The sequence below is a fragment of the Cohnella panacarvi Gsoil 349 genome (assembly GCF_000515335.1).
GTDB classification, from domain to species: domain Bacteria; phylum Bacillota; class Bacilli; order Paenibacillales; family Paenibacillaceae; genus Cohnella; species Cohnella panacarvi.
On the sequence record NZ_KI911563.1, the window covers coordinates 3,089,670 to 3,102,601 of the forward strand.

Consider the following 12,932-nt stretch of genomic DNA (forward strand, 5'->3'; position numbering starts at 1 on the left):
CCCCTTGCCTCTTTCTGTTTTTATCCAATGGAGAGGGATGATGAGCATGGAATCGAGAATGTTGATTTTAGACGGAAGCCGGGTCGCGGCGGAGATCAAGGAACGGTTAGAGGGACGCGTGGAGAAGCTTGCTACGCATGGAATCGTGCCTTGTCTGGCGACGATCTTGGTCGGTGACGATCCGGCTTCCGCTACTTACGTTCGGATGAAAGGAAACGCGTGCAAGCGGCTCGGCATCCGATCCGTTCGCGTGGATCTGCCTAGCGGGACGACGACGGAGGAACTGATCGCGGTTATTCAAGCGTTAAACGAAGATCCGGACGTTCACGGCATCCTGTTGCAGCACCCGGTCTCCCGCCATATCGATGAACGGGCCGCATTCGACGCCATCTCGATCGACAAGGACGTGGACGGGGTGACGACGCAAGGTTTCGCCCAGAACGCGTTCGGATTCGCGGCGTTTCCGTCCTGTACGCCTGCCGCCATTATGGCTATCTTGGACTACTACAAGTTGCCCGTTGCAGGCAAGCACGCGGTCGTCATCGGCAGAAGCCCGATCCTCGGCAAGCCCGTATCGGCCATGCTATTGAACCAAGACGCGACGGTGACGACGTGCCATTCCAAGACGGTCGGCCTGGAGCATCACGTAAGATCGGCGGATATCGTGGTCGCCGCGGTCGGCAGGTCCAAGTTCGTGCAAGGCGATTGGATTAAACCTGGCGCCGTCATCTTGGATGCCGGGTATAACCCGGGCAACGTCGGGGACGTGGACTACGAGGCCTGCCTTCCGTACGCTTCAGCCATGACCCCCGTTCCCGCAGGCGTGGGACCGGTGACGATCGCCATGCTGCTGAAGCATACGGTCGATGCCGCGGAGCGAAGACGCTAATTTGCTCGTGCGTTGCCATGACTTCCGGAATCTTGTGCAAGGAATCGATGTATCCTTTGCAGCATGCCGCTCTTAAGCTCTATCAGTTCCTCAAGCAGGAGTTGGTTAATCGACCTGTAACTTACGGGTTATAAATAGATTATATCTACCTTATAATTAGGTTATATCTCAATCCGCGCGACATTAGTGATATACTAGATCATATTGAACGGGAAAAGGTGCGAGACGTTGCACCCTGTTTTGCTATGCGGACAGGAGCGCCTATGCCTTTTCTACCAAATAAAGCAGTAAGGAAGGTAGCCATGAGCGATAGAGAACGCAATACGGACGTTATCCTGATCGGCGCGGGCATCATGAGCGCGACGTTGGGATCGTTACTGAAGGAGCTAGTGCCGGACTGGACCATCACGGTGTTCGAGCGGCGGGCGACGGCGGGCGAGGAAAGTTCCAACGAATGGAACAACGCGGGCACGGGACACTCATCGCTTTGCGAGCTAAACTACACCACGCAGAAACCGGACGGATCGATAGATATTAGCAAAGCGATCAAAGTCAACGAGGAGTACCAGGTTTCCAGGCAATTCTGGTCTTATCTCGTCCAGAGCCAGCTTATTCGCAACCCGCGCGATTTTATCGTGCAGGTGCCTCATATGAGCTTCGTGCAAGGAGAGAAGGACGTCGCGTTTTTGCGCAAACGGTTCGAGGCGTTGTCCGCCAATCCGCTGTTCGAGGGCATGGATTTCACGGACGACCCGGCGAAATTGGCGGAATGGATTCCGCTGATGATGCAAGGCCGCAAAGTAGACGGCCCGATCGCGGCGACGAGAATCGGATCCGGCACCGACGTTAATTTCGGCGCTTTAACGCGCATGATGTTCGACCATTTGAACCGCAAGAACGTCGCTATTCAATACAATCGGAACGTAGACGATATCAAACGCGACGCCGACGGATCTTGGAATTTGAAAGTGCGGGACGTCGCAAGCGGGAACGTGGAGCGCCATAAAGCGAAGTTCGTCTTCATCGGCGGAGGCGGCGGAAGCCTGCATTTGCTGCAGAAGTCCGGCATTCCGGAAGGCAAAGGCATCGGCGGATTCCCGGTCAGCGGACTGTTCATGGTGTGCAATAACCCTGAAGTCATCGCGCAGCATCGCGCCAAAGTATACGGCCAAGCGCCGGTCGGCGCCCCTCCGATGTCCGTTCCGCATTTGGACACGCGGGTCATCGACAATAAAGAGACGCTTCTCTTCGGGCCTTTCGCCGGCTTCTCGCCGAAGTTCCTGAAGAACGGTTCGATGTTCGATCTGGTCACTTCCGTCAAACCGCACAACCTCGTTACGATGATGGCGGCTGGCGTGAAGAACGTTCCGCTCACGACATACCTGATCAAGGAAGTCATGCAGTCGAAGGAAAAACGGATGCAATCGCTCAGGCAGTTCGTTCCGAACGCCAAAAGCGAGGATTGGGATCTTCTCGTAGCCGGTCAGCGGGTTCAGATCATTAAAGATACGGCGGCCGGCGGCCGAGGAACGCTGCAATTCGGCACGGAAGTCATCAGCGCGGCCGACGGTTCGATCGCTGCCCTGCTCGGCGCGTCGCCTGGCGCTTCTACCGCCGTTTCGGTGATGCTGGAAGTCATCGGCAAGTGCTTCCCTCAGTATGCGCTGGAGTGGGAGCCGAAAATCAAAGAAATGATTCCATCTTTCGGACTGAAGCTGCTCAACAATCCCGAACTCATTCAAGAAATCCATGCTACGACGGCAAGCGCGCTCGGACTTGTGCAAGAACGCGAATTGCAGCATGTCTAATAGCGACGGCCTTCGACCCTAAGGGGCGGAGGCCGTTTGTTTTTGTGCTATACTGTATATACAATATACATTTACTGTACTTGGACTCGTGATGGAGGCAGAGCTTGAATGGATCGCGATCATGCAAAGAACGGGGACTCCCTTAGTCAATTGCCTTCCGGCGTTGCGCTGAGCTGGGGGATCGTCAAACCGTCGCGGAGAGGGCCGAAAGGCGAGCTCAGTATCCCGAAAATCGTGAACGCCGCGATCGAGATCGCCGACCGGGACGGACTTGCGGCAGTCTCGATGAGCAGGGTTGCCCAGTCGCTCGGCTTTACGACGATGTCGTTATACCGCTATATTACGAGCAAGGAAGACTTGCTCGTGCTCATGCAGGATACGATCTGCAACATCCCGATACCGCCGGAGGAAGCGGGCAAGCCGTGGCGCGAGGAAATGAAAGAGTACGTCTGGGCGTGCGTCGGCGTCTTTCAGAAGCACCCGTGGTTCGGCGATATCCCGATTACGGGAGTGCCGCTCACTCCGGGCAATTTGCTCGTCATCGACTGGATGTTGCGGGTGATGAAAGATTTTCCTCTGAACGATTTCGAGAAAATGTCGTTCGTGCTCCTGATCAGCAGCTACGCGCGGTCGGTGGGATTAATCTCCCGGGACATGGACAGCGCGGTTCGCGCAGGCGCAAGTCCGGAAGCGTTCTCCGGCTTCGGTTACGGGGATGCGCTTCGGCAACTGGTGTCCCCCGATCGGTTTCCTAACTTACATCCGCTCGTTCAGTCCGGCGCTTACACGGAAGAAGTCGAGAACCCGATCAGCAACGATCTCGAGTTCGGACTTGAGCGGATACTGGACGGCATTGAGCATTACGTGAACGAAAAACAGCGTCTTGGCCGGCAATAGGCTAAGACGCTGTTTGTTATTATCGCCGTCCGCTTCTCCGGCGAAAAGCGATCGCGCACCAAGTCAGGGCTCCGGCTAGTATCGCCGAACACCATGAGAGCGCCCACCATCCGTTATCGCCGACCGGCGTGCCGGTCAGCAACGCCCGGATCGTCTCGATGACCGGCGTAATCGGCTGATGCTCCGCGACTCCCTGCAGCCAAGACGGCATCGTGCTTGTCGGGACGAACGCGCTGGACAGGTACGGGACGAACAGTAGCACGAAGCCGTAGCCGCTGGCGGCGGAAGGACTGCCGGTTACGATACCGATGGCGGCGAACAGCCAAGTGAAGGCAAGAATGAACAGAACGACAAGACCCAACGCGCCAAGCCAGTCCCCGATGCCGGCATCGGGGCGGAAGCCGACGAGCAAGGCGACGCCGATCACAATGCCCGTGGCGAGCAAGTTGCGGGCGAGGCTGGCGACGACATGGCCGGTAATCACGCTTACGCTGCGGATCGGCATCGTCCGGAACCGGTCGATAATGCCGTTGCTCATGTCCGTCGCGACGTCGACGGCCGTGCTGGACGAGCCGAAGCCGGCGCATAGCAGAATGATGCCCGGCACGACGTAATTCACGTAGTCGCCGCTCGGATCGATAGCGCCTCCGAACACGTAGGTGAACATCAGCATGAGCATGATCGGCAGAATGATCGCCATCATCAGCGCTTCGACGTTGCGCAAGCTGTGGCGGATGCTGCGGCCGATGAAGACGGCGTTCGTCGCCGCGAAGCTAGCGGGTTGTACCGTTGATCGGGAAAAATTCATGCGAGAGTAGCCTCCTTGGATTCGATAGGGTGATCGGTCGTTAACGCGACGAATACGTCATCCATGCTAGGTTTGCGGATCACGACCCTCGTATCCGAGGGGCAAGCGGACGCGGCTTCGTTCAGTGCCCGCCGTACGTCTTGGACGTCGCCGCTCGTCGGTATCGCGCGAATGACTTCGTCCTGAGCGTTCCGAAGCTCGATCACTTCTCCTCCGACGCGTGCTTTAAGCTCCAGGGCCGTGCCGGTCGCGGCGATTCGTCCGCCGCTGAGCACCGCGATCTCGTCCGCGAGCTGATCGGCCTCCTCCAGATATTGCGTCGTCAGGAAGATCGTTCGTCCTTGCTGCTTCAGTTGCAGAATGATCTCCCACAGCGATCGGCGGCTAATCGTATCGAGCCCGGTCGTCGGCTCGTCGAGGAACAGCACCGGCTTGTCGACGACCAGGCTCACGGCAAGGTCAAGCCGGCGTCGCATGCCGCCGGAGTACGTTCTCGCTCGCTTCCCCGCAGCTTCCTCGAGATCGAACCGCCGAAGCAGCTCGTTCGTCCGAATGCGAGCCTCCGCCGGCGATAGTCCGGACAGACGGGCCATCATCGCGATGTTTTCCCGGCCGGTCAGCACTTCGTCCACCGCCGCGAATTGTCCGGTCAGGCTAATCGCTTGCCGAACCGCATTCCTGTCTTGGACGACGTCGCAGCCTTCGATTCTCGCGTAGCCGCTATCGGGCGCGGTTAGCGTCGACAAGATGTGAATGAGCGTCGTCTTCCCGGCTCCGTTCGGTCCGAGCAGGGCGTATATCGATCCTTTTCCCACCGTTAAGCTGATTCCGTCCAGCACGGCCTGCTTCCCGAAGCTTTTGCGCAAATTGACTACCTCGATGGCACTCCGAATCACAACCATCACTCCACTCTAAATTGTGTATCATATAATCAGTATATAACATACACAATTAAAATGTCATCATCCTTCAGACGGATGTTCCGTTTCCATATCAAGTGTATGAGGGTGCGAAGGAATGCACACCTTAACGGCATGCACTTGCAGGGAGGGTCTTCGATTGAAACCATCAACTTTTTATTGCACAAGCTTGCTTCTGGTTGCGATGTTGTCCGCTTGCGGTAACAACAATAACAACAATGTCACGCCGTCCCCATCTCCGACGGGCGCCGTCACGCCGTCGCCTGGGGGAACGACGGGAGTTCAAGCGTCGAACGCGGAAGCGATTTATCAGCAAAGCTGCATTGCTTGCCATGGGGCCGATCTGGGAGGCAATGTAAACTTGCAGCACGTCGGCGCGGAGATGAGCGCTGAGCAGATCGCGACGCAGATCGCCAATGGCGGAGGCGGCATGCCGCCTTTCAAGGGGAGATTAACGGAGGATGAAATCAAGGCATTGGCGGATTGGCTGGCGGCGAAGAAATAGCGCCGGCTGCGTAGCGCGGCTAAAGGGCACCCGAGTGGGTGCCCTTTAGGTTCAAAGGACTGGAGCTCGTCTCGGCGAAGCTGCCAGCCTTCTTCAAGTTCTTTCGAGCAGATCAAGGGGCCTAAGGTGCGCCTGGCGAAATGTTTGACAGAGCGTCCGGTAGTAACTACAATGGTTACAACGGTGGTGAGACAACTGAAGCAAATCAGCACGCGCTTTTCCATAGCGGTTCATGCTCTGTCGCTTATCGCGACGAATCCCGCGGAATGTACCGGCGACTACATAGCGGGCAGCGTCAACACGAATCCGGTCGTCATTCGCAGAATTATCGGGATGTTGAAGAAAGCCGGACTGGTAGACGTCCGCCCGGGCGTCGGCGGAGCTTCCTTGCGCCAAGATCCCGAGCGGATCACGTTGCTTGACGTCTATCGCGCGGTGAACGCGGCCGAGGACGATCATCTGTTCCGCATTCACGAGAACTCCAATATCGATTGTCCGGTCGGGCAGAACATCGAGAACGTCCTCCGGACGGAATTGGAGCAAGCGCAGGCGCTCATGGAACAGAGGCTGGCGCAGACGTCGATCGCGCAACTGCTTGCCAAGTTCGCTCGTTGAAAGCTCTAAGGAGCTTTTATTTTCCCACCTGTTGTAACCGTTATTGTTATAACTCAAGTTAGGGAGGCTTAATCGATGAAAATGCTAGTTACAGGCGCAACGGGCAAGCTGGGCACGGAAGTGGTAGACGCATTGTTGAAGACCGTTCCGGCGGATCGTATCGCGGCGAGCGTTCGTAACCCGGAGAAAGCAGTCCGGCTGCGGGAGCAGGGCGTAGAGGTGCGGCAAGGAGATTTCGATCAGCCGGCAACGCTGGATTCGGCTTTCGCGGGGATCGATCGTCTATTGATCATCTCGACGGACGGAGACACGGAGACGAGAATCCGTCAGCACACGAACGCGATCGAGGCGGCTGCCCGCGCGAAGGTCGGATTCATCGCTTATACGAGCTTGGCGGGCGCAACCGACAGCACGATTCTGTTCGCTCCGCCGCATCAGGTTGCGGAGAAGGCGATTAAACAAACAGGCATTCCCTATTCGTTCTTGCGGAACAACTGGTACTTGGAGAACGAGCTGCCGAGCATTCAAGGCGTGATCGCCGGAGCGCCTTGGGTAACTTCCGCGGGCTCGGGGAAAGTCGGCTGGGCGCTGCACCAAGAATACGCGGAAGCCGCGGCGGCCGTACTGGCCGGAGAAGGACACGAGAATACCGTGTACGAGCTGTCGGGTCCGTTGCTGACGCAGGAGCAATTGGCCGCCGCGATCGGCGGCGTGCTGGGCAAGGAAGTTCCCGTGCAGCAAGTCGATGACGCAACGTACGCCGAAATCATGAAGCAAGCGGGCGTGCCGGACTTCGCCATCCCGATCGTCGTCGGCATTCAGCAAGGCATTCGCGCGGGCTCGCTCGCGATCGAGAGCAACGATTTCCAGAAGCTCCTGGGCCGCCCGCTGGCGCCGATCAGCGAAGCGCTGCGCCGATTGATGAAGTAAACCGATTCGTTTCGCAATCAAAGCGCCCATTGTCGGGCGCTTTTTAAGTTATGAGACGATTGGGACGAAGGAAGAACAATCAGATCGTTGAGGCTTTCGACCATATTGTTTATGTAAGTATGACTAGCCTCAGATTATAATTAAGGCAACATCGTTGTCTTAATGAGGAGGCATATTGTTCATGACGCAAGCGTCGCCGCGCCAATGGATGACGGAAGAGATCGTCCGTCAGGCGAATTGGCTTATATCGCGCATGACGCTCGAGGAGAAAGTCGGGCAAATGACGCAATACGATTGGGGCTTCAACCCGATCAACCCGGAGACGGGCGTATCGCAGCGGGATGTGCTGCGCGAGGAAATCCGTCAAGGACGCGTCGGTTCGGTCTTCAACTTGTCAGGCGCCGTGGAAGCGAATGAGTTGCAGAAGCTGATACAAGACCATACACGGCAACGCATTCCGCTGTTGATCGGCCGCGACGTCATTCACGGGTATAAGACGGTGTTCCCGATCCCGCTGGCGCAGGCGTCCGCTTGGAATCCGGAGATCGCGCGCCGGACGTCGGAAGCCGCATCGCGGGAGTCGATGGCCGACGGCGTCGCGTGGGTGTTCGCGCCGATGATCGATATTAGCCGAGACCCCAGGTGGGGACGCATCGCCGAGAGCATCGGCGAAGACCCGTTGCTGACGTCCGAATACGCGAAGGCTTGGGTAGAAGGCTCGCAGGTGGCTGACGGAGTAGGCCAAAGCACGGCCAGCTGTCCGAAGCACTATGCGGGATACGGACTGGCGGAAGCAGGACGCGACTACAATACGGTCGATCTGTCGGACCGCGTGCTCCGCGAGGTGATCCTTCCGCCATTCCGCGAAGCGGTGGAGGCGGGAGCGCTCAGCATCATGGCTTCGTTCAACGAAGTGAACGGCATCCCGGCATGCGCGAACGCTTACTTGCTGCGCGCGATATTGCGCGACGAATGGGGCTTCGAGGGCATCGTGGCGAGCGATTACAACGCGCTTCAAGAACTGCTCGTGCACGGCGTGGCCGGCAGCGAAGAGGAAGCCGCCGAGCTGAGCGTGCTGGCCGGCTGCGATATGGACATGCACTCCGGCTTCTACATGCGGCATCTGCCGAAGCTCGTTCGCGAAGATCGAGTGCCGGAAAGCGTGATCGACGAGTCGGTACGCCGCATTCTCGCGGTTAAGATCAAGCTTGGCTTGATCGAGCAGCCTTTCGTGCGAATTCCGTCGCCGGAGGAGTCCGCGTCCGCGCGCGCTTCGTTCGCCGAGCTGGCGCGCGAATCGGCCAGGGAATCGATCGTCCTGCTGCGCAACGAAGAGCAAGTGCTGCCTTTGAGCAAGGATATCGTCAACATCGCGGTTATCGGTCCGCTCGCCGACAATAATAAGGATCCGCTCGGCTGCTGGGCGTTCGACGGCAATCCGTCCGACGTCGTCAGCTTGCTGGCGGGGATTCGCCAAACGGCCGGGGCCGGCGCGAGAGTGCACTATTCGGAAGGCTGCGCGATCGACTCCGAGGACGTCGTCGGGATCGAAGCGGCAGTCGCCGCCGCGCGGCAAGCGGACGTCGTCGTTGTTGCGCTCGGCGAAGCGCTCGAGATGAGCGGCGAATCGCGTTCCCGCACCTCGCTCGATCTGCCGGGCGCGCAGCGCAGGCTGGTCGAAGCGGTTGCCGGAACCGGCAAGCCGATCGCGGCCGTACTGCTGAGCGGCCGTCCGCTCGCGCTGCCGTGGTTGCAGGAGCACGCATCGGCGATCGTCCAAGCGTGGCATCTCGGCGTGCAGAGCGGCAACGCGATCGCCGACGTCCTGTTCGGCGACTATAACCCAAGCGGCCGCTTGCCGGTTACGTTCCCGCACAACGTCGGACAAGTGCCGATCTATTACTACCGCAAGAAGACAGGCCGACCGCCGGCCGGCGTCTATTCGTCCTACTATATCGACTCGACGACGGAGCCGCTGTATCCGTTCGGCTACGGTCTGAGCTATACGCGATTCGAATACGGCTCCGTTACGACCGATCGCTCGTCGATGAAGGCCGATGAGAGTCTGGAACTGTCGGTGAGGGTGACGAATGCCGGGGATCGCGCCGGCGAGGAAACCGTGCAGCTTTACGTACGCGATGAGGTGGCAAGCGTGACTCAACCGCTGAAGAAGCTGATCGGTTTCCGCAAAGTCCGGTTGGCGCCGGGAGAGTCCGCGAGCGCGACGTTCCAAGTAAGCGCGGACAGCTTGGCGATCATCGACAAGAATGGGAAGCGGACGGTCGAGCCGGGCGATTTCACGCTCTATGTCGGCCCGAACTCGAGCGTAGGACAATCGGCTAAGATCAAGGTGGAATAAGCGAATACGGCGTCGTGCCTCCCGGAGCGGGCTCTCATCCGGGGAGATTAGCGCACGAACGCGCGGCCGCAACGCTGGCGAACACTCCGGCGCAATCTTGGATGACCTTCCGCGGAATAAGCCACAATAGGCTTATGTTACGGCAAAGGAGGGCATCTGGGTGTCGAAGCAGCAAGGCCATGGAGCCAAGAACACGCGAACGAAATCGTCCGACAAAAAAGGCAACTCCTCCGGCAACAATCACTAATCGACAACCTGCGGAAAGCACCGCCGCCAAGCGCTATTGGCCGGTGCTTTTTTTTGCTGGACTTTTCGGCTGGGATATCATTAGAATTTTTTCAATTTATTCTCATAAAGCGCGGTTTAGCCCGTCCCGACAAGCTATATCCCTCTCGTGGAAAAGATTAGGTTGCTAGATTGTGTGCTATCGTAGAGGCATACCAGTCATCCATGGAGGGATTCACATGACAGCACCTAAGCCTATTCTTAAACATATGATGGCTCTCGGCCTGTGCGCCGCTATCGGATTCGGAGCCGTCGGCGTCGGACAAGCCCAGTTTACTCCGAATGCTTCCGCAGCGACCAGCTACGAGACGAAGATCACTAGCGGCGTCAACCTTCGGGTCGGCCCGAGCACAAGCTCTCGCGTCATCCGCACGATCGGGAGCGGAGAGATGGTACACGTCGTCGGGCAAGCAAACGCTTACTGGCTTCATGTGTTCGATAAGAAGGGCAATAGCGGGTACATCTCGGCGGCGGATAAATATTCGACTTGGAACGGCCCAAGCACTACCGCGACCAGCAGCTCGAAAGCCAGCAAAGTGGTGAGCATCGCCAAGAGTTATCAGGGGCGCGTCCACTACTCCTACGGCGTTCGCAATCCGTCCAAATTGATATTCGATTGTTCTTCGTTCACGGAGTTCGTTTTCGCCAAAGTCGGCGTCGACCTAAAGTGGGGCACGAGCGCCCAGAAGAAACAAGGCTCTTACGTCAGCAAGGGTAATTTGCGCGCGGGAGACCTCGTCTTCTTCGACACGAAGGGCAGCAACAACGGCGTCATCAACCACGTCGGCATCTACATGGGCAACGGCCAGATGATCCACAATACGCCTTCCAAGAACGGGATCGCGATCAATTCGATCACTTCCGGTTATTGGTCCCAGCATTACGTCACGGGACGCCGCGTACTGTAAGCCGCATATTCCGCAAGATCAGAGAGGCTGCCGAACCGGCAGCCTCTTTGTCTGGATCGACCCGGGTATCCGCCGTGCCGTTCCGCGGCGCGGAGTAGTAATCTATCCCGAGTCGCGCGGAGGTGAAGATGTTATGCCTAGGAAGAGCAGAAGTTTATCGGTCAAGAGCAAGTGGACCAAGACGAAATGGTTGCTGTCGGACCGAGCCGTGAGACGGTTCGTTCCCGAGACGAAGCTGTTTAGCCGGACGTCGCTGCAGAAGATGACAAGGCGTTATAGAATGGTGTATTTCAAACCGACGGGCGGCACGGGCGGGAACGGGATCGCTCGGATCGTGCGGATATCCTCCGGACGGTTCAACGTTCGGAAAGATTGGAGAACGACGAAGGCGACCTCCGTCGGTTCTTTGTACGTCCGACTAAAGCGGATTGCCCGCGGACGGAGCTACTTGCTTCAGAGAGGCGTTCATTTGCGGTCTTCCGGCGGCCGGCCGTTCGATATACGAGTGACGTTGCAGAAGGCGCGCAAGGGCCGTTGGGTGCCGACCGTCATGTTCGTTAAGCTTGGCAAGCCAGGTAAAGTCGTAACGAATTACCATTCCGGGGGCAAGCTCGCGCTGCTCGGACCGACGCTGCGGCGCGCGGGTTTCGGAGAATCCCGGATCGGCGGCTATAAACGGCAATTGAAGCTTCTAGGCTTGCACACGGCCCGTTGCTTCAACCGGCGAAGCTCAAGGTTCAAGGAGCTCGGACTGGATGTCGCGATCGATCGCGGAGGAAGGCTGTGGATTCTGGAGGTCAATACGCGTCCTGGAATTAGCGCCTTAAAGTCGCTTCGCGACAAAAGCCTATACCGGACGATGATGAAGTACGCGAGGAGTTACGGAAGAATGCGATAAACGGCAACGGAAAGCCGCCCAATAGCAAGGGCGGCTTTTCTTACGCAATCCTAATCCGAATTTAATATGCGGTTAACATAGGTTCGTTACGATGGGGAAAATAGGACAAGGGGGCAATCGTAATGGCGACGATGATGACGATGATGACGATGCAAAGACAGGAACCGGCAACCATGCCCGAATACCGGCTCAGCGACAGCGAGACGATGCAAAACAAACTAACGTACCAAATTCGCACCGGCAACCTCGGCATCGGCGACTTGGACCGGCTGCAGCAACAATGCACGAGCGAGCTTCACCAACTCCGCTCCGAACTTGACGATCTACTGCGGGAGCTGCGTGTCATCTCCGATCGGCTCGGCGGACGTGACAACAGGTTTAGCATCGCTGCCTAAGAAGGCCGTGGTGCTTTTTTTATTGCATGCATGAGGCGGAACGGGGTGAGGCGAGGCGAATAACAGCGAATCGATAGTTATTATTCGGGTAAACTAGGGAATCGAGAAAATAACGTCAAAACGACAGTTATTCCGCGACAATAGCGGGAGTTGACCGGTTCAGGATTGATATAGCCGCAAATCGTTGTTATTCTGCGATCGTGACACCGTGGTAGACGAAATAACAGCAAATCGTTGTTATTATCCTGTTTCCCGAGCCTAGATTAGCGACTTTACGAATCGATAGCCAGTAATTTCATATCCGAGCTCCAAGTAAAACCGATGCGCTTCGTCTTTTCGGCCAAAGCCGCTAATCAAATAAGTACCGAGACACCCGAGATCCCTCGCTTTGTTCTCGGCGAACGCCATTAAGGCTTTCCCGATCCCTCTGCGTTTGGCGTCCGATCGGACGACGACAATGCATATTTCGCCGTATCGACTAACTTCTCTAACGTTCTCCCTGATTCGGAATACGAGCACGCCCTGCACTTCTCCGCTCTGTTCAAAGACGAATATGGAGTCCGATGTGCTGGAACGAACCATATCCAAGCGATTCTGCATGTCATCGGTGGAGATCGGCGCTCCGCTTAGCTCGTGCATCAATTCGCGAAGGGAAGGGGTATCGGGGTTCATGGCTTCTCGAATGACGTAATCCTGTCGCATATCGGCTCATCTC

13 protein-coding genes are annotated in these 12,932 nt (G+C 57.3%); 10 read left to right on the plus strand and 3 right to left on the minus strand.

Translation table 11 applies throughout. From position 1 onward, the window contains the following. The first annotated feature begins 46 nt into the window (after window positions 1-46). The 3 genes from COHPA_RS0114875 to COHPA_RS0114885 all read left to right on the plus strand — a co-directional run bounded on the left by COHPA_RS0114875 (window position 47) and on the right by COHPA_RS0114885 (window position 3,594). Window positions 47-889: a bifunctional 5,10-methylenetetrahydrofolate dehydrogenase/5,10-methenyltetrahydrofolate cyclohydrolase gene (locus COHPA_RS0114875; RefSeq protein ID WP_035120990.1), complete on the plus strand. Its 843-nt coding sequence runs from the start codon at window positions 47-49 to the stop codon at window positions 887-889. A 263-nt stretch (window positions 890-1,152) separates the two neighbouring features. After that, window positions 1,153-2,697 carry a malate:quinone oxidoreductase gene (locus COHPA_RS0114880; protein WP_084760724.1) on the plus strand — a complete coding sequence of 515 codons (1,545 nt, stop codon included), beginning with the start codon at window positions 1,153-1,155 and terminating at the stop codon, window positions 2,695-2,697. Window positions 2,698-2,805: 108 nt separating this feature from the next. Further along, on the plus strand, window positions 2,806-3,594 hold the full coding sequence (locus tag COHPA_RS0114885) for a TetR/AcrR family transcriptional regulator (RefSeq protein ID WP_027086954.1): 789 nt from the start codon (window positions 2,806-2,808) through the stop codon (window positions 3,592-3,594). 19 nt (window positions 3,595-3,613) lie between these two features. Here the strand turns inward: COHPA_RS0114885 and COHPA_RS0114890 are convergent, their stop codons facing one another. Next, the gene (locus COHPA_RS0114890) at window positions 3,614-4,402 is read right to left on the minus strand and encodes an ABC transporter permease (RefSeq protein ID WP_027086955.1); all 789 of its coding nucleotides are present in this window, start codon (window positions 4,400-4,402) and stop codon (window positions 3,614-3,616) included. Continuing rightward, window positions 4,399-5,298: an ATP-binding cassette domain-containing protein gene (locus tag COHPA_RS0114895; RefSeq protein ID WP_027086956.1), complete on the minus strand. Its 900-nt coding sequence runs from the start codon at window positions 5,296-5,298 to the stop codon at window positions 4,399-4,401. The genes COHPA_RS0114890 and COHPA_RS0114895 overlap by 4 nt, the downstream gene beginning before the upstream one ends. A gap of 163 nt (window positions 5,299-5,461) precedes the next feature. On the opposite strand from COHPA_RS0114895, the gene COHPA_RS0114900 reads away from it, so the two are divergent. From COHPA_RS0114900 to COHPA_RS0114935, 7 genes are all read left to right on the plus strand, one after another. After that, window positions 5,462-5,827 (plus strand): c-type cytochrome, encoded by a 366-nt coding sequence (locus tag COHPA_RS0114900; RefSeq protein WP_027086957.1) that lies wholly within the window; start codon window positions 5,462-5,464, stop codon window positions 5,825-5,827. A gap of 195 nt (window positions 5,828-6,022) precedes the next feature. Further along, entirely contained in the window at window positions 6,023-6,442 is a 420-nt protein-coding gene (locus COHPA_RS0114905) for an Rrf2 family transcriptional regulator (protein WP_035120993.1), read from the plus strand. Window positions 6,443-6,517: 75 nt separating this feature from the next. After that, window positions 6,518-7,372, plus strand: a complete 855-nt coding sequence (locus COHPA_RS0114910; RefSeq protein WP_027086959.1) for an SDR family oxidoreductase — start codon at window positions 6,518-6,520, stop codon at window positions 7,370-7,372. 181 nt (window positions 7,373-7,553) lie between these two features. After that, window positions 7,554-9,731, plus strand: a complete 2,178-nt coding sequence (locus tag COHPA_RS0114915; protein ID WP_027086960.1) for a glycoside hydrolase family 3 N-terminal domain-containing protein — start codon at window positions 7,554-7,556, stop codon at window positions 9,729-9,731. 464 nt (window positions 9,732-10,195) lie between these two features. After that, on the plus strand, window positions 10,196-10,924 hold the full coding sequence (locus COHPA_RS24540) for a C40 family peptidase (protein ID WP_027086961.1): 729 nt from the start codon (window positions 10,196-10,198) through the stop codon (window positions 10,922-10,924). A 133-nt stretch (window positions 10,925-11,057) separates the two neighbouring features. Next, entirely contained in the window at window positions 11,058-11,822 is a 765-nt protein-coding gene (locus COHPA_RS0114930; protein ID WP_027086962.1) for a YheC/YheD family protein, read from the plus strand. A gap of 122 nt (window positions 11,823-11,944) precedes the next feature. Next, on the plus strand, window positions 11,945-12,217 hold the full coding sequence (locus COHPA_RS0114935) for a hypothetical protein (protein ID WP_027086963.1): 273 nt from the start codon (window positions 11,945-11,947) through the stop codon (window positions 12,215-12,217). 258 nt (window positions 12,218-12,475) lie between these two features. Here the strand turns inward: COHPA_RS0114935 and COHPA_RS0114940 are convergent, their stop codons facing one another. Then, window positions 12,476-12,919 (minus strand): GNAT family N-acetyltransferase, encoded by a 444-nt coding sequence (locus COHPA_RS0114940; protein WP_027086964.1) that lies wholly within the window; start codon window positions 12,917-12,919, stop codon window positions 12,476-12,478. Window positions 12,920-12,932: the final 13 nt, after the last annotated feature.